The sequence below is a fragment of the Tolypothrix bouteillei VB521301 genome (assembly GCF_000760695.4).
In the GTDB taxonomy this organism is placed as follows: Bacteria; Cyanobacteriota; Cyanobacteriia; order Cyanobacteriales; family Nostocaceae; genus Scytonema; species Scytonema bouteillei_A.
In genome coordinates, this window is sequence record NZ_JHEG04000001.1 from 3,964,186 (window position 1) to 3,979,256 (window position 15,071).

A 15,071-nucleotide genomic window follows, 5' to 3' on the forward strand; every position below is an offset into this window, starting at 1 on the left:
CTAGCGTAAAATTAAGAATATTCTCATGATATAACGATTACAATTTAGTTTTTCAGAGTTTGAAGTTGCTCGGCAATCATTCTCGGCAGTCTGTTGTTGAGACTTCTTTGAGTGCGCGATAAGCCGGGTACGGCTTGCGCCAAAGGCGATCGCAGATGTTAGATTCCATTCTCCATCTGACTCTTATCTATAAGCAATCCTTATCTATGAAATGGGTTGCTTCTAGTTCTTTCGATCTACTGTTCATTTACCTCCCTTAACTCTTTAAAGTTCATTTATCGCAATACTCCTCATCCGAGGAGAAGGAGACATTCGTGGATTTTTTGTCCAATTTTTTAATGGACTTCGTTAAGCAGTTGCAGTCCCCAACACTCAGCTTTTTGATTGGTGGTATGGTGATTGCCGCCCTCGGTAGCCAACTGCAAATTCCAGAGTCAATTTGTAAGATCATCGTCTTCATGCTGCTCACCAAAATCGGTCTGACCGGTGGTATGGCGATCCGCAATTCCAACCTAACAGAGATGGTGTTACCCGCAGCGTTTTCTGTAACATTAGGAATTCTTATTGTATTCATCGCACGCTATACATTAGCCAAGCTGCCGAAGGTCAAAACCGTGGATGCGATCGCGACCGGGGGATTGTTTGGTGCCGTGAGTGGCTCTACTATGGCTGCCGCCCTAACGCTCCTGGAAGAACAAAAAATCCAATACGAGGCATGGGCTGGCGCACTCTATCCCTTCATGGATATTCCAGCACTCGTAACTGCGATTGTGGTGGCCAACATTTATCTCAACAAGAAGAAGCGTAAAGAAGACCAGTATCTCGGCAAGCAGGCCGTTGCAGCAGGCAATTATCTCGAAAAGCCGGATTATCCCAGCAGCCGACAAGAATATCTCAGCAAGCAGCAGAGACCTGCGGATAATCGGGTCAAGATCTGGCCGATCGTGCAGGAAAGCCTCCAGGGTCCTGCCCTATCGGCAATGTTGCTCGGCGTTGCTCTTGGCCTGTTCGCCCAGCCGGAAACTGTCTATAAAAGCTTCTACGATCCCCTCTTCCGAGGATTGCTTTCGATCCTGATGCTGGTCATGGGTATGGAAGCTTGGTCAAGGATTGGCGAATTGCGTAAGGTGGCCCAGTGGTACGTCGTTTATAGCGTGGTGGCACCGCTGGTGCATGGGTTCATCGCCTTCGGTCTCGGTATGATTGCCCACTACGCTACAGGATTCAGCATGGGCGGTGTCGTGGTACTGGCCGTCATCGCCGCCTCTAGTTCAGACATCTCAGGACCACCCACGTTGCGAGCCGGTATTCCGTCGGCCAATCCCTCCGCCTACATAGGTGCCTCCACAGCCATCGGTACGCCCATTGCGATCGGCTTGGCAATACCGCTTTTCCTCGGGCTTGCCCAGGCGCTGATGGGCAGCAGCTAATCTCCAAACGGGTCGCGGTCTGTTGGCGCTCCTTTGGCTCGGCAGACCAAGTAGATTAACATACAAAATTAATATACATAGGTAAAGAGGTAACCAACATGGCCAAGCCAGCCAAAAAGCTTGTCATCGTCACGGAAAAGGTTCTGCTAAAAAAGATCGCCAATATCATCGATGAATCCGGGGCGACTGGTTATACAGTGGTGGAGACTGGCGGTAAAGGCAGTCGCAACGTGCGCTCGTCGGGACAACCCAGCGTTTCTGACACCCAGGCGAATATCAAGTTCGAGGTGCTCACCCCGGATCGGGATATGGCCGAGAATATTGCGGATCAGGTCGCAGTGAAGTTTTTCCTCGATTTTGCGGGCATGATCTATATCTGTGACGCGGAGGTACTGTACGGGCACAGTTTCTGTGGCCCAGACGGCTGTTGAATCGAGACGACGCAGACACAAAAAGCCGGGTCACGACCCCGGCTTTTTGGTAGCCGTTACTTAAAACGTTAGTCGATTTAGATGATGCCCAAGCGGAGAAGCCGAGCGTGATTCAAGATCATCTCAACACCTATTCGCCCGCGTCACTCACTGACAACTAAGCTTGTCTCGATCCAGGCAACCGCATCCAAAGCATGACCATCTTCGAGCGGTTGCCTTTGTCATAACTGCCCGCAGTTTTATGACTTCCTCAGACCCTTAATTTTCATCGTTTTAAACTCATGATTTTGTCCAACATTCTGCCTCCTTTTAGCGGGGGAATCGCCGCTCTCATGGCTCCGATACCATTCCTGGCGACTGTGGTTGCTGAGGATTCACCCATTATTCTGTCTGGCGTCTTGCTGACGCTAGTGGTGATTTATCTGGCCAGCAAGTTCGGCGCAGAAGTCGCTAGGCGCTTGGATTTTCCACCCGTCCTGGGGGAACTGGTCGCCGGTGTGATTGTCGGCGTTTCGGCGTTGCACCTGGTGATGTTTCCCGAAGGGGGGCTGTCTGCCTCTGACTCGGTGATTATGACGGTGTTGCAAGGATTGAATCAATTGACACCGGATGCGCTGACCCGAATCTTTGAGTCGCAAAGTGAAGTGATTTCGGTTCTAGCTGAAATCGGCGTGATTATTCTGCTGTTTGAAATTGGACTGGAATCCGATCTGCGGCAACTGAAGGAAGTGGGAATTCAAGCCACGGTTGTCGCCTGTGTCGGAGTCGCAGCACCTTTTGCGGCGGGCACGGCAGGGTTAATGATGCTCTTTCATGTAGCAGCAATTCCAGCGATTTTTGCGGGGGCCGCGTTAACGGCAACAAGTATCGGCATTACTTCTAAAGTGTTGTCAGAGTTAGGTCAACTCAAATCCAAAGAAGGGCAAATCATTGTTGGTGCGGCGGTGATTGATGATATCCTCGGCATTATTGTCCTGGCTGTAGTCGCCAGCTTAGCCAAAACCGGTGAGATTGATGTCGCCAATGTCATTTACTTGATTGTCGGCGCTACGGCATTCTTGATGGGATCGATTTTATTGGGGGGTGTCTTTAACAAAAGTTTTGTGGCGATCGTAGATCGGCTCAAAACTCGTGGAAATATTGTTATTCCGGCATTCATCTTCGCTTTCTTTATGGCATTTTTAGGTAACGCCATTCATCTCGAAGCGATTTTGGGTGCCTTTGCAGCGGGTTTGGTGCTCGATGAAACCGATGCCCGGAACGAGTTAGATGCATTAATCAAACCAATCGCCGATTTACTGGTACCCATCTTTTTTGTGACAGTGGGAGCGCGTGCCGACCTCGGTGTTTTGAACCCGACGGTACCGGAGAATCGAGCGGGTCTCTTGATTGCAACGTTTTTGATCGTAGTGGCGATTATCGGCAAGCTGATTGCTGGTTGGGCAGTGTTTGGACAACCCGGCATCAATCGAGTGGCGATCGGGGTTGGGATGATCCCTCGAGGTGAGGTGGGTCTAGTGTTTGCTGGCATCGGCTCAGCTAGCGGCATTTTGGATAAGCCGCTGGAGGTGTCGATTATTATCATGGTAATTTTGACAACTTTCCTGGCTCCACCTTTTTTACGGGTTGCCTTTGGTTTATCCACGAATCCCATCCCAGAATCTACCACGGCTGTAGAAACAGCAAGTGAGTAACGGTTTTACGAGATTGCGGCTGTTTACAGCATTGAAAGCAGAAAGCCCACGAGTATGTGGGTTTCTGAGTCACCCACATACGTCCTTTAGGCGTGGGACGCGAATAATGCGGGAGGCACAGCCACAGCGCATTTTCGCTCATGAATGCGCTGCACCTAAAGGTGCAGTGACACAATGTTTTCTAATCAATTCCTCCATATATTCGCTAGCACTAATTTTAGTTATTGCAGTTAGTTCTAATACTGAATACCGCATGCCTTTTATTTTGAAGTTAGCAGATTTGCTACGCGTGGCAATCACAACCTGTATGACCGCAGCACTCGCCATTGGTATGACCATTTGCACACGCTTCTCCACAGTAAGCTTTACCGTCTTTCATTAGAGCATCACTTAGAGAAACGACACAAAGGCAGGATTTGCAGGCACATTTCATCTGAGAAACAGTTGTCATAAGTTGCACCTTTCCTAGTATAAATTTATGATTTTAGAATAATAAAATAGTTAGAAAGCTATTAGGGTAATAATTTAATATTTTTTACTTAGGGAATTCCAAATAAAAAATATTCCAAAATTTCTTGTAGTGCGGGCATCCTACTCGTCATGAATATAAGGATGCTCACCCCACAAGAATGAGATTGATTGAAACTATGTAAATTAAAAGTGCAACATTAACTATAGCAATCCTCGATAACGAATAAAAACTAAGATTGCTGCCCACGATCCTAATGCGACTTTGATTGCAACCAAAATATTGAGTATAGGAATAATTCCTCCACTGATGAGTGCGCCTAATTCTCCATGCGGTAACTCTATTCCAGCTAGCGTTATAACCGATAGTACGATGAATACGAGAACAGATACTTTTTCCCATGTGGCTGCATGCCAGCGCTCATAAATATTTTGCATCCTTTCCGGTGATGAGGTAATGGCAATTAGACCGATCGCAGTTCCCCCTGCTACTCCCGCTGCAAAACCACCGCCCGGACTGAGATGCCCTCGAATTGCTAGTTCGATACTAACTAATGATGCAATGGTCGCTCCCAGACGTGCAAGGATAATAGATGGTTTGTCTGTAAACTGATAGATGGTGCAGGACGGTCTTTCATTCGCAAGCAGAAAGTAGACTCCCATAATTGAAATCGTGAATACCACGACCTCGAAGATAGTGTCATACAACCGATTTCTCAGAATAATACCCGAAACGACATTCGGTATCCCACAATCGCGTAACACTGCTTCGACAATAGAAAAATCTGGTAAGTTTGGTGCAGGATTGGGCATAACAAGGAATTTAATGAATAGTGCTATGCCTGCAGCTATGTATGCCCATTTCATATCTGCTTCTCTCCTGAATCTAGTGCATTTACATAAGTCAGAGTAGTTCCAGGTAACATGAGTTCGGCTTGTACGATTTCATAAATGCGTCTAACTCTAGTAGTAGCCCGATAGGATGGCTTTTCGCTCTGTTGCGATAGGCTCGGTACAGCTTGCGCCATGGGCAATAGCAATTGTCGAAAACAGGTCATATGAACCTCTTTGTCCATCAGTGCTTGATGCAATTGCTCTGTATTGTAATAAGTTACTAGTTCCAGACGCATATGCCGTTTCTCAAAAATTGTGCGTAACTCGTTCGTCAGTTGCCCAAAATGATTATTGGCTCGATCGTTTAGCAAATCTTTATCTGCTTCCATCGACTCACTTTCGAGCACTCCAAGACGCATAACTAACGATGAACGGACTGCAACCGCATACAGTGTAATTGCGAGCATCGTACCTACCAATGCTTCGGTCAATGCAACATCTGCTGCCCCCAGAACTGCATAAATCATTGCCGCGACTGCTCCCAATATCCCACGGGTAACTAGGGCATGGTATGGATTCACTTGAAATATAACCATTGACGCAGTTAAGGGCAGCAGGGCAACCATAACATAAATATAGATATCATTCATGATTAACCCCTTCACCAGAACAGTAAGCTAACACATAGCCCAATACTGTATTCCAGATTGCCAAGGTGATGATGGCAAGGATAAGTAAAGGCCATTTACTGGGTATTTTCAAGAGCAGCCCAAACACAATACTCATCGAGCCAAGGGTATCTGCTACTGAAAGACTGTGGAGCTTAAACAATAGCGATCGCTTGCTGAGTAAGTGGGAGGTTCCCCAAAACGAGAAGACGATCCCTACTACAATGCACGTATAACTTAATATGTCAATCATATGTTAATAATCCGATACATCATTCATACGTTTGAGTAAATGAGCTAGCAGCATCAAAGCCGCATTACCCACACTCAGGATAATGACCCCAACAACACCCACCATCCAGTCATCGCGCATGACAGATACGACCAGAATTAGGATTGATGTTTTTGAAGCGATGCTTGAAAATGCCAACATCTTCTGCCAGATATCATCATCCTTACACACCTCGTAGATAGGTATCAGCAGAGCCAGAAGCATTGCGATCGCTATCAGGTTTAGATTCATGACTTTCTTCTCCGTCGAACCTGGTGGACTTCATACCAGCCATCTTCGTGATATTTCAAGACAACAGTTTTTGGGGTAAAGGTAATTAAGAATATGTCTAGGAATATCAGACCGGGCGTGCGTCCTGATTTGACTCGTTCCATCGTTATCTCTTCGTACTTGTGCGGACGAAAGATAATTTCAAATGCCTCAATATAGGCTTGCGGAATTGCCACTAAAATCTCACCCAGCACGCGCAACCAATCTTTTAATGCTTCTGGGGTTGCGTGACGACCGGGCAATAGAAATGCTATCGTCAGACCAATGATGATGTTTGCCAAACTGAAATCGGCAGTCAGCAAAAACCATATAGCCAATCGTAATATAAGATTTAAATGCCCAACCATGCAAACCCCTTCCAAAACAGCAGGATTAAAATTAGACTCATAACACCGATGAGATGCTCGAATTCTTCAAGGACACGCGGAAGTTTGAGTTGCGAGCGCTTAAAAATTGCAAAATAAGCCAACCAGCCAATGCCGATAGTTGCCAGAGGTTTGATAATATTAGGAACAGTATACGCCTCGTAATACACAATATTAGCTAGAACTAATCCCCCAATTAATAGGATGACGGCTGCCCAAAAACCGGGTTTTACCTTTGCTTCTCCCCCACGAGGTAAAAAAATGAATTTCGCAAACGATATTGCCGTTCCAAGGGCTGCAAGATTCATAGCAATAACTTGCCAAGGAAGTAGATTCTTTGTTGTCAGCACTTTCGCCCCAAAACCAGACAATAAGGGAAAGCCAGAAATCGAGAAGCTCGCTATAACTAGGGCAATCCAAATTGGGGTAGCGATGGGTTGTTGTTGCAGTTCCTTCAAGTTTCGGCTTGGTAAAGTCCCCGCAATCAAAAAGAGTGCTGATTTCACGAGTCCGTGGGTAAGTGCGTAGAATCCACCTACAACCGGGGCAGCAAGGATAAAGCCTAGCTGTGAAATTGTATGAAATGCCAGCATCCGCTTGGTATCCTTTTCAAAGACTGCATAAAACACTCCTAAAAGTGCGGTACTTACGCCAAAGATTCTTACTATCGGGTCAACCTCTTCCACCATTAATGCACAGCGCACTAACGGGTAAACGCCAGCTTTGACCACAATTCCCGACATCATTGCTGACACTGGCGTTTCCGATTCCGAGTGAGTCAACGGCAACCACAATCCCGATACAAAAATTCCCCCTTTGGTCAAAAAGCCCAGAAAAATTAGGGCAAGTGCTTCTGGAGGGGCGTGGCGCAAACCTCCAAAACTAAACGAATGGTGCGCCTGATACACTAGCACCGCACCAATCAAATAAAAAAGCATTGCCACATTACTGACAAAGAGATAGCGCAAGCCAACCCAAATGGATCGGTTAGTGCGAGGATAGGCAATTAACAGAAACGCTGCAATACCGCTTACCTCTAATGCCACGTAGAGACTGATTAAGTCGGAACAGGCAAATGCAGCATTGATACTGCCATGCAAAATGATGGTTTGTGCGTAAAAAAAAGCTGTCCTATTGCTATGCCAACAGTAGAGGATGACGGCAGCTGTTACCAGTGCATTGGTCAAGATAAAGTAGCCGCTCAATTGGTCTACTGTTAAGATAACACCGAAATTATCCAGTAACTTTAGTGTTAGTGGCGAGCGCTGAACAAATAGCTGCAACGCATATCCTGCTGAAGCCAAAGCCACGAACACTGCCAGGTATCGGTCAAGTTTTGGGAGCAGATAAATGATAAACCCAAAAAAAAATGGTAGTGCAATCCATGCGATCGTAATAGTACTCATGGCGTATTGTTCTTCTCGATTTCGTTGCTTTCCAAGGTCGGATTATCCCGTGCCAGTTTCATAACACCAACTAGCATTAAGGCTTGAATCGAAAATCCGATTACAATTGCCGTTAATATGACTGCCTGGGGAACCGGATCGGCATATGCACCGTTGTTTTTGACGTTGGAAACAATTGGTGTGAGGAATCCATTTCTCGATGCAATCAGCACGTAATAGGCGACGACGCCCGTGCTCATCACGTCCATCGAGACGATCTTCATAACAAGGTTCTTTTTTAGGATGATGCCAAAAAATCCGCAGAGTATTGTTGCGAAAATGCATACCTCTAACACGGGAATAGGTTGTTGGGTAAGGGTTGGCTACTACTGATATGAAGTAAAAGTTAATCTTATAGAGTATTTTGACTTATTTATACCTCTGTTTTTTGCAACCACCCATCTTTTTTTTCAGGGAAAACCATTGATTTAAACCTATGCTTGGGTTTTATTTAGTGTTATTTGTTTATCCATTAAATTTCTTTGTTTCGTCTATTGACATTAAACCGAACATTCGGTACAGTAATAAAATACCGAATGCTTGGTACAAAAAAGATATCTAGCGCCTGACCGGAAGCATTTGTTTCCAAGCAATGCGATCGCTTAGGACTGCCAAAATAAAAGTTAGCTAAATGCCTGATTGCTCATAACATCAAGCTTACTTAATACTTTAAGGGTGACTTTACGAAGACCGTTAACCCTTTTTCTTGACCGAACGTTCTATCTAGATTGATAAGGAGAATTCAACAACTATGTGTGTATACCGAACAGTTCAGATTGATGGTCTCAATATTTCCTATCGCGAAGCGGGTTCGCCACAGTCTCCAACAATCCTTTTACTGCATGGCTTCCCAACTTCATCGCATATGTTTCGTAATTTGATGGATGCTTTAGCAGATCGATTCCATCTTGTTGCACCTGATTATCCAGGTTTTGGTAACAGTTCGATGCCAACAATAAATGAATTTGAATACACCTTTGACAATTTAGCTTCTGTCATTGAGAAATTTATCGAAGCATTGGGATTGAACAAGTATAGCCTCTATTTAATGGATTATGGTGCTCCCATCGGGTACAGAATTGCACGCAAATATCCAGAGCGAGTCGAAGCGCTTGTTGTTCAAAATGGCAATGCTTACGAACAAGGGCTGCGCGAGTTTTGGGAACCTCTGAAGGCTTATTGGATAGACCCGACACCAGAAAATGCTGACAAGTTAAGACAATTACTAACTTTAGATGCAACCAAATGGCAATATACTCACGGAGTTCGCAATCCTGAATCTATTAGTCCTGATAATTGGAATCTTGACCAAGCGTTACTCGATCGACCTGGGAATAATGATATCCAACTAGCGCTGTTTTACAGTTACGGTTCCAATCCACCGTTATATCCTCAATGGCAGGAATATTTTCGCAAGTATCAACCTCCAACATTAGTAGTCTGGGGTAAGAATGACTATATTTTTCCTACCGATGGTGCTTACCCTTACTTACAGGATTTGAAAAACATTGAGTTCCATTTGGTGAATACAGGGCATTTTGCCCTAGAAGAAGACGGCGAAACTATTGCTTGGCTCATTACTAACTTCCTGGCGAAACAGTTGCAACGCTTGGCTGCTTGATTGTAGCGGCTTGCAAGAGATACTATGAAGTGGAAATTAAGTCTGCATTGCATACAACCCTGATAGAGATACTCTTCAAATCCCCCTTCAAGAGGGGGATTTAGGGGGATCTAGAAAATTAGAAGGCTAAACGAGTCGTTTGAAAACACACCCACGTCAGTCTGATTTGTCTTTTGGAGATACTTACGATTCAAAAATCATCCGCATAACAATCCTCTAATTTAGATGTGAGAGTTGCAGCCCACCCAATAGCCGCACCATCAGATTTATAAAATGGTGCGGCGGGTAGATGTCCAACTGAAGCATCTAAACTAAACTGAAGTTCTGAGTACAGTTGCCATCGGTAGCTCACTCTCCATCCTACAAGATCGCCAAACTTAAGATAATCATCTTCTAGACTTTCCCAAATGCGGCTTTGTACGGCAAATCCAAAATGCCCTTTGCTGTACTTAGTCCAAAGATCGTTGATAGTTTTTAGCTCCAAACACGGAAATTGAGCAAAATCTTCTTCTCTTATCCAACCTGCTGTAACGCGGTTGGTTATTGTTCGCATCACTTTTCCAGTTTCTTCGTCTGCGTCTTTCCATTGTCCAGTTTCTAAAAGATCGCGCAGTTGAGTATAGTCGATACTATATGTTGAAGAAAATTTTTCTGACATTTGTCAAAGGTAGAAGTGCTAAGAAAGCAAAAGCCTAGTTTTTTAGAAAAACTAGGCTTTACTGTCTAAATATTATCCAGATTGATTATGCAGCGTTTGTTTGGGCTTTTTTGTAAAGTAAGTTAATAATTGAAGCTTTTTCTAAAAGTCCCACAAGCACGCCATTGTCACGGATGACAGCAAGTGCAGATAGTTTTCTTTGTTCTAGCAGTTGTACTGCATCCATTAATGACTGGTCAGATTTCACAGTAGCCAACTGTTCGATTGGTCGCATAACGTCTTTGATTTGAGTTTCTGACCACATTGCTGTTGGTATGGCTCTCAAATTATCAACAGATACTGCTCCTACAAGCTGTCCGCTGTCATCTGTCACTAGGAAGCGACTCCAGTTTTGCCAGCCCAAGATACGTTCGTCAGCAAATTCTCGTAATGTCAAATGAGCAGAAACAATTGGACTATCCGTAGTGACTGCATCAGCAGCCGTCAAACCCGTGAGTTTTTCTTGTACTCTAGCAAATTGAGCTGCGTTACCAGCATTTTGCAGTAAGAAGAAACCGACTAGCAAGTTCCAGAAGTTTGCAAAGCTACCTGATAATAAAAGCGGGAGTAAACCGGAGGCTATAGCAATCCAACCAAAGATTTGACCAACTCGGCTGGCAAAAACAACACCCTTATAAGGATTTCCCGTAATCTTCCACACAAGAGCTTTTAATATATTTCCACCATCTAGAGGTAAGCCAGGTATGAGGTTAAAGAGTGCTAGTGCTAAGTTGACAGAAGCAAGAACACCCAAAATTGCGGCTAGGGGTCCAGAAGGAGCGATCGCAATTCCAACACCTGTCAGCATACCGAATAACAGTAAGCTAACAAGAGGACCTGCAATTGCAACCCAAAAAGCCTCCGCAGGAGTTTCCGACTCTTTTTCTAAGCTTGCCAATCCACCAAATATAAAGAGCGTGATTGATTTCACATCAATTCCTTGGCGAAGCGCGACAAAGCTATGTCCCAATTCATGAGCTACAACAGAGCCAAATAATAACAGTGCTGTCAGCAACCCCAGTATGACAGCCAATGCTGCACCCAACTGCGGGAATTGTGCTGCTAATCCACTGCTATAGCTTAGAGTGACTAAGCCCAGGACAAAAAACCAAGATGGATGGATATAGAAGGGAATCCCGAAGAGGTTGCCAACGCGAATTGTGCCATTCATGTCGTTCACCTTTGATTTCAATATGGAGGTTTTGCTTTACCCCTCTTGATGTTTCTATCGTAACGAATTGTTAAGCGCTTCTCATCTTTTGAACTGTCGTGGTGTCCGTTCCTTAGAGGTGCGGTTATTACACACGATCTCCAAACTACCCATGTTATGGCTTGAGGTCAAATAAAGCTTTGGTGGTATCCATATCGATAGGCACTGAAATATGCTCGTGAACCACCATCCACCTGCCGTCAATCTTGCGATAGCAAACGGTAACACGCAACCAGTTATCGATTTTCTTACCGTTTGTTGTCGTTCCGCTCATCCGGTTGAGACTGTGGCTAAAAGCAACATCCGATCCAACAGTGATGTTTAGGTCGCGAATTTCACAGTCAATAGAGCCTTGAAAGTAAGGTAAACACTCAGACCAAATTTTTCTATAGGCCGAAATTCCTTTATGTTCCAGAGGAGGCAGAATGTCGAACAACAAAATGTCTGGAACATAGTGAGACATCAGCCCGTTAATATCCTTGGCGCGTAGTGCTTTTAGCCAATCATCTGCAAGTTGTTGGATCTGAGCTTCATCAATCGCTTTGTCCTGTTCGGTTATCATAGTAGTCTTCTCCTACGTTCAAATAAGCGCATTCACACTCGCGAATAGATTCTCATGAACCTTACATGGCATAATTTTTGATTGGTGATGGCGTTGAAGAAAGGTACTTGCAGCCGTATATTCTGTAAACTTGACTGCAACCAAGCTATTTTAAAACATATGTACTACTTCAGTAAAACTCAAGTCTCCGTTTACGAGAACAAACGTATACATTTCTTAATATGCTATAGTTATGTCTACCAATCCCCAATAACTAATGTAGAGAGTGCGTTTTCTTCTTGCCTTTGTCTTAAATAACGAATATTTACCGCAATTTATAGTTCTTTAACGTTAGACAACTCATCTTGTTTGTCATCCCTCCAACTGTCCCAATTGAGCTATGATATCGCGGTTGACTTTGATGTACCCTGGTTCGACGTGGGTAAAGTATGAATTCAACTGCTGATGGGCTTCAGGCAGTGCGTGGAAAGGAATTGATGGATACAAATGGTGTTCTGCATGAAATGACATATTCCACATGAGCGATCGCACGGGTAAAAGTGTCAGCGTTGTGCGCGTATTTGTTGTTAAGTTATTATCTAAAGTACAACCCGTATGCTCTGCCAATAAAATAAACCGCAGAATTGGCTGACCAACTATCAGCGGCAGTAACCAATAAAGAAAAAACCAAGGTTGACCAAAGATTAGAGAAACAGCAATTGCGGCTGCATAAACACCTAAGTGCAAACGAGTTGAGCGAATAACTTGGGCACGCGCCGATAAAGGAATAAATGGACAATCGTCAAGTAAACCGAATGCAATCCGAAAATGCCCTGTGACATGAGCGAACCACCAAGGCAAACCACTTATCACCAGTATGTATTCAGCCCAATTTTTGGGTGTTATATCGGTTAGTTCTGGGTCTTTACCAGGAACCCGAGTATAAAGATGATGCCACTTGTGATAGTGACAAAAAAAAGTGCTGTTGTAAAAAGAGATTACTCCCGCACACCAAGCCACAGCCTCATTCAAACGATTGTTAGCAAAAGCTGTTCTGTGAACACATTCGTGCATTGGTGCAAACATCGAAGCAATACTAAATCCATAAATGAAAAGTGCTGGGATCGTCACAAACCAATTGTAAGAGTTCGTTGCCCAGAGGTAACCACTGCATCCGATGATAGTAATATGTCCAATCAGATAAACCAGCCCAGTAGTGTTAGAGCGAGCGTTCAAAATACTTAATTCTTTTACATTCAGAATCTGCCGGGTGTTGTGCTGTTTCTCGGCTTGACTATCCAATAATTCTCTTTGAATAATTGCATCATCAGACATAATTAAAGCGTAATTAAACGGAAAATACAATAAATCTAGTATAGTACAGCACTTAGGGTTGAGTTGTTTGGTACTGCGTAATAACTTCTCTTGGTGGAACTTTATATTTAGCGCTAACCTCTAAAGAGCTTATACCAATTTTCTATGAAGATGCATAAAATTAGCCTGCGTATAGCCCTTACGGGCATAGCCTGCGGCATCGCGTAGCGTGCGCTTTGCGCTTAGGCAGGCTTTGTTTGTAGAGCCCAACATTTCTAATGTGAGGACAATATCTATGGCTCAATTAAATTTGACCTGAAATTGGGATGAGATGACTGCGTATTTTCTCACAAGTCAAATAGGATTGCTATAGATTCAAAAACAACAGTGGATATCTCATCCCTCATTGCTGTCGCTTGTATGAGGAAAGCATTAGATATTATTTGGCTACTTTATGAGTTAAAAAGTAGGAAAAGTAGTATTAGTATAGCAATGTTCTAGAATTGCCATACAAAATCTAAAATATAATAACCAACTTTTCCTACTTTTAGGACAAGCAAAAATAATCAGAATTTAATTTAGAAAAATCTTGTGCTTAAAAAAAAATTCCCCTATTCTAATGAAAAAATATACATTGATTAAAAAAAAACAGGGTTCTACCACATATGTCGTTCAAAAAAGTAATCGTTTTTGTATCAGATCTGGAATATATACCTGCTCGGCAATTTATCGGTTTGTTAGAAAATTTATCAGATGCGTTTGAGGTATGCGTTTTTCAACCGTCTGATATGCTGAGTGTTGCCACAACCTTAGAAGCAGTTGAATCGATTTTAGATGACTCAAATCCTTTAGAAGCAGTGGGAGAAGTATCTCAACCTTATGAAGCAGCTGTTATGTTTATCGTGCCAGCAGACTTATTTCAAGCGAAACAACTCACTCACTCTTTTTTGAAATTGGCTAGGGAAGTGGGAATTCAGCGCTTGGGATGGGTAGCTCCAGCTTGTCCTGAAGAGAGCAGATTGGGTAAGATTTTAGCGATGGCAGAAGCTTACGTGCGTTCTCAAGAAGCAGACACTTTGGTAGTGCGTCATGCACCCCTATTTTCCGATATCCTCATTCAGAAGCAAGAATTAAAGAACAGTTCCACTATACCGATGCCTTTGAATAATAGAGCTTTACCATGGATAGATCCGAAAGTTGTGAGTGAAGGGCTTTATAAGTGGATAACTGGACAAGTCAATAACGAGTCACCCTACGTCTTAATGGGATCGACTTATCTGACAGGAAAGGATATTGTACGGGAATTATGTGAAGTTCTTCAACAAAATGCTAACAGCCGAAAGTTTCTTGCAAAACACTTTCAATCTGTTAAGTTCGACGATAACGGGCTAGTTGATGTTGAAAAACTGTTTCCCGATCTGTTAGAGCTAGGATACAGGTACGATGGAGCGAGAACTCTCTTGGAAGAAACAGACGGAGAAAAAAGTGACGTGCTTGCTTTTGAGGAGTTAATTTCAGCACTGTGTAAGTACGGGTTGTGCGATTTTTACGATAACAAGCAGGAACTCGTGCGGTGGTTGGGTCGAGAAAGTATCTCCTTGAAAGAATGGGCTAACGAAAACCCCAACGACGTTGTTGGCGATCGCACTCCAATGGTTGAGGAACAGCCAGATCTTTTTGGAGAAACGGAAACTCCGGATTCAGTGTTTGCTCTTAAAAGTAGCGCAGGCGCTGGCTGTGGAGGTTTTTAGGTGAATCCGGTTGTCCGCGATGTTTGCACGCCTCTAGCTT

General features: G+C 43.9%; 17 protein-coding genes. 5 read left to right on the plus strand and 12 right to left on the minus strand.

Going from position 1 to position 15,071, the window contains the following annotated elements:
• Positions 1–314 precede the first annotated feature (314 nt).
• The 3 genes from HC643_RS15720 to HC643_RS15730 all read left to right on the plus strand — a co-directional run bounded on the left by HC643_RS15720 (position 315) and on the right by HC643_RS15730 (position 3,555).
• Entirely contained in the window at positions 315–1,430 is a 1,116-nt protein-coding gene (locus HC643_RS15720) for a sodium-dependent bicarbonate transport family permease (RefSeq protein ID WP_038081529.1), read from the plus strand.
• Between the two features lie 98 nt (positions 1,431–1,528).
• A complete protein-coding gene (locus HC643_RS15725; protein ID WP_038081531.1) occupies positions 1,529–1,861 on the plus strand; it encodes a P-II family nitrogen regulator in 333 nt (110 codons plus the stop codon).
• Positions 1,862–2,142: 281 nt separating this feature from the next.
• The gene (locus HC643_RS15730; protein ID WP_038081532.1) at positions 2,143–3,555 is read left to right on the plus strand and encodes a cation:proton antiporter; all 1,413 of its coding nucleotides are present in this window, start codon (positions 2,143–2,145) and stop codon (positions 3,553–3,555) included.
• Positions 3,556–3,838: 283 nt separating this feature from the next.
• Here HC643_RS15730 and HC643_RS15735 read toward each other — a convergent pair whose 3' ends face one another.
• The 8 genes from HC643_RS15735 to HC643_RS15770 form a co-directional block, all read right to left on the minus strand.
• A complete protein-coding gene (locus HC643_RS15735) occupies positions 3,839–4,006 on the minus strand; it encodes a metallothionein (RefSeq protein WP_072040754.1) in 168 nt (55 codons plus the stop codon).
• A 221-nt stretch (positions 4,007–4,227) separates the two neighbouring features.
• Positions 4,228–4,890 (minus strand): Na(+)/H(+) antiporter subunit B, encoded by a 663-nt coding sequence (locus HC643_RS15740; protein ID WP_038081536.1) that lies wholly within the window; start codon positions 4,888–4,890, stop codon positions 4,228–4,230.
• Positions 4,887–5,507: a DUF4040 domain-containing protein gene (locus HC643_RS15745; RefSeq protein WP_038081592.1), complete on the minus strand. Its 621-nt coding sequence runs from the start codon at positions 5,505–5,507 to the stop codon at positions 4,887–4,889. Before HC643_RS15745 ends, HC643_RS15740 begins: the two co-directional genes overlap by 4 nt.
• The gene (locus tag HC643_RS15750; RefSeq protein ID WP_050045830.1) at positions 5,500–5,778 is read right to left on the minus strand and encodes a monovalent cation/H(+) antiporter subunit G; all 279 of its coding nucleotides are present in this window, start codon (positions 5,776–5,778) and stop codon (positions 5,500–5,502) included. The genes HC643_RS15745 and HC643_RS15750 overlap by 8 nt, the downstream gene beginning before the upstream one ends.
• Before the next feature lie 3 nt (positions 5,779–5,781).
• Positions 5,782–6,048: a hypothetical protein gene (locus HC643_RS15755; protein ID WP_038081538.1), complete on the minus strand. Its 267-nt coding sequence runs from the start codon at positions 6,046–6,048 to the stop codon at positions 5,782–5,784.
• On the minus strand, positions 6,045–6,434 hold the full coding sequence (locus HC643_RS15760) for a Na+/H+ antiporter subunit E (protein WP_038081540.1): 390 nt from the start codon (positions 6,432–6,434) through the stop codon (positions 6,045–6,047). The genes HC643_RS15755 and HC643_RS15760 overlap by 4 nt, the downstream gene beginning before the upstream one ends.
• Positions 6,419–7,858: a cation:proton antiporter gene (locus tag HC643_RS15765; protein WP_038081541.1), complete on the minus strand. Its 1,440-nt coding sequence runs from the start codon at positions 7,856–7,858 to the stop codon at positions 6,419–6,421. The genes HC643_RS15760 and HC643_RS15765 overlap by 16 nt, the downstream gene beginning before the upstream one ends.
• On the minus strand, positions 7,855–8,193 hold the full coding sequence (locus HC643_RS15770) for an NADH-quinone oxidoreductase subunit K (protein ID WP_038081543.1): 339 nt from the start codon (positions 8,191–8,193) through the stop codon (positions 7,855–7,857). The genes HC643_RS15765 and HC643_RS15770 overlap by 4 nt, the downstream gene beginning before the upstream one ends.
• 455 nt (positions 8,194–8,648) lie before the next feature.
• Between HC643_RS15770 and HC643_RS15775 the strand changes: the two genes are divergently transcribed.
• Positions 8,649–9,518, plus strand: a complete 870-nt coding sequence (locus tag HC643_RS15775; protein ID WP_038081546.1) for an alpha/beta fold hydrolase — start codon at positions 8,649–8,651, stop codon at positions 9,516–9,518.
• A gap of 190 nt (positions 9,519–9,708) precedes the next feature.
• Here HC643_RS15775 and HC643_RS15780 read toward each other — a convergent pair whose 3' ends face one another.
• The 4 genes from HC643_RS15780 to HC643_RS15795 all read right to left on the minus strand — a co-directional run bounded on the left by HC643_RS15780 (position 9,709) and on the right by HC643_RS15795 (position 13,301).
• A complete protein-coding gene (locus tag HC643_RS15780; protein ID WP_050045831.1) occupies positions 9,709–10,176 on the minus strand; it encodes a GUN4 domain-containing protein in 468 nt (155 codons plus the stop codon).
• A gap of 85 nt (positions 10,177–10,261) precedes the next feature.
• Complete coding sequence (locus HC643_RS15785; protein ID WP_038081548.1) at positions 10,262–11,386, minus strand: site-2 protease family protein; 1,125 nt, start codon at positions 11,384–11,386, stop codon at positions 10,262–10,264.
• Between the two features lie 154 nt (positions 11,387–11,540).
• Positions 11,541–11,987: a YybH family protein gene (locus tag HC643_RS15790; RefSeq protein WP_038081549.1), complete on the minus strand. Its 447-nt coding sequence runs from the start codon at positions 11,985–11,987 to the stop codon at positions 11,541–11,543.
• A gap of 351 nt (positions 11,988–12,338) precedes the next feature.
• Complete coding sequence (locus tag HC643_RS15795) at positions 12,339–13,301, minus strand: fatty acid desaturase (RefSeq protein ID WP_050045833.1); 963 nt, start codon at positions 13,299–13,301, stop codon at positions 12,339–12,341.
• Positions 13,302–13,945: 644 nt separating this feature from the next.
• Here HC643_RS15795 and HC643_RS15800 point away from each other — a divergent pair.
• Positions 13,946–15,031 carry an SDR family oxidoreductase gene (locus tag HC643_RS15800; RefSeq protein ID WP_038081550.1) on the plus strand — a complete coding sequence of 362 codons (1,086 nt, stop codon included), beginning with the start codon at positions 13,946–13,948 and terminating at the stop codon, positions 15,029–15,031.
• Positions 15,032–15,071 lie beyond the last annotated feature (40 nt).

Excerpts from the sequence above, each read along its gene's own strand:
- HC643_RS15725 (WP_038081531.1), top strand. The coding sequence starts at position 1,529 with ATGGCCAAGCCAGCCAAAAAGCTTGTCATCGTCACGGAAAAGGTTCTG.
- HC643_RS15730 (WP_038081532.1), top strand. The coding sequence starts at position 2,143 with ATGATTTTGTCCAACATTCTGCCTCCTTTTAGCGGGGGAATCGCCGCT.
- HC643_RS15735 (WP_072040754.1), bottom strand. The coding sequence starts at position 4,006 with ATGACAACTGTTTCTCAGATGAAATGTGCCTGCAAATCCTGCCTTTGT.
- HC643_RS15740 (WP_038081536.1), bottom strand. The coding sequence starts at position 4,890 with ATGAAATGGGCATACATAGCTGCAGGCATAGCACTATTCATTAAATTC.
- HC643_RS15745 (WP_038081592.1), bottom strand. The coding sequence starts at position 5,507 with ATGAATGATATCTATATTTATGTTATGGTTGCCCTGCTGCCCTTAACT.
- HC643_RS15750 (WP_050045830.1), bottom strand. The coding sequence starts at position 5,778 with ATGATTGACATATTAAGTTATACGTGCATTGTAGTAGGGATCGTCTTC.
- HC643_RS15755 (WP_038081538.1), bottom strand. The coding sequence starts at position 6,048 with ATGAATCTAAACCTGATAGCGATCGCAATGCTTCTGGCTCTGCTGATA.
- HC643_RS15760 (WP_038081540.1), bottom strand. The coding sequence starts at position 6,434 with ATGGTTGGGCATTTAAATCTTATATTACGATTGGCTATATGGTTTTTG.
- HC643_RS15765 (WP_038081541.1), bottom strand. The coding sequence starts at position 7,858 with ATGAGTACTATTACGATCGCATGGATTGCACTACCATTTTTTTTTGGG.
- HC643_RS15775 (WP_038081546.1), top strand. The coding sequence starts at position 8,649 with ATGTGTGTATACCGAACAGTTCAGATTGATGGTCTCAATATTTCCTAT.
- HC643_RS15780 (WP_050045831.1), bottom strand. The coding sequence starts at position 10,176 with ATGTCAGAAAAATTTTCTTCAACATATAGTATCGACTATACTCAACTG.
- HC643_RS15785 (WP_038081548.1), bottom strand. The coding sequence starts at position 11,386 with ATGAATGGCACAATTCGCGTTGGCAACCTCTTCGGGATTCCCTTCTAT.
- HC643_RS15790 (WP_038081549.1), bottom strand. The coding sequence starts at position 11,987 with ATGATAACCGAACAGGACAAAGCGATTGATGAAGCTCAGATCCAACAA.
- HC643_RS15795 (WP_050045833.1), bottom strand. The coding sequence starts at position 13,301 with ATGTCTGATGATGCAATTATTCAAAGAGAATTATTGGATAGTCAAGCC.
- HC643_RS15800 (WP_038081550.1), top strand. The coding sequence starts at position 13,946 with ATGTCGTTCAAAAAAGTAATCGTTTTTGTATCAGATCTGGAATATATA.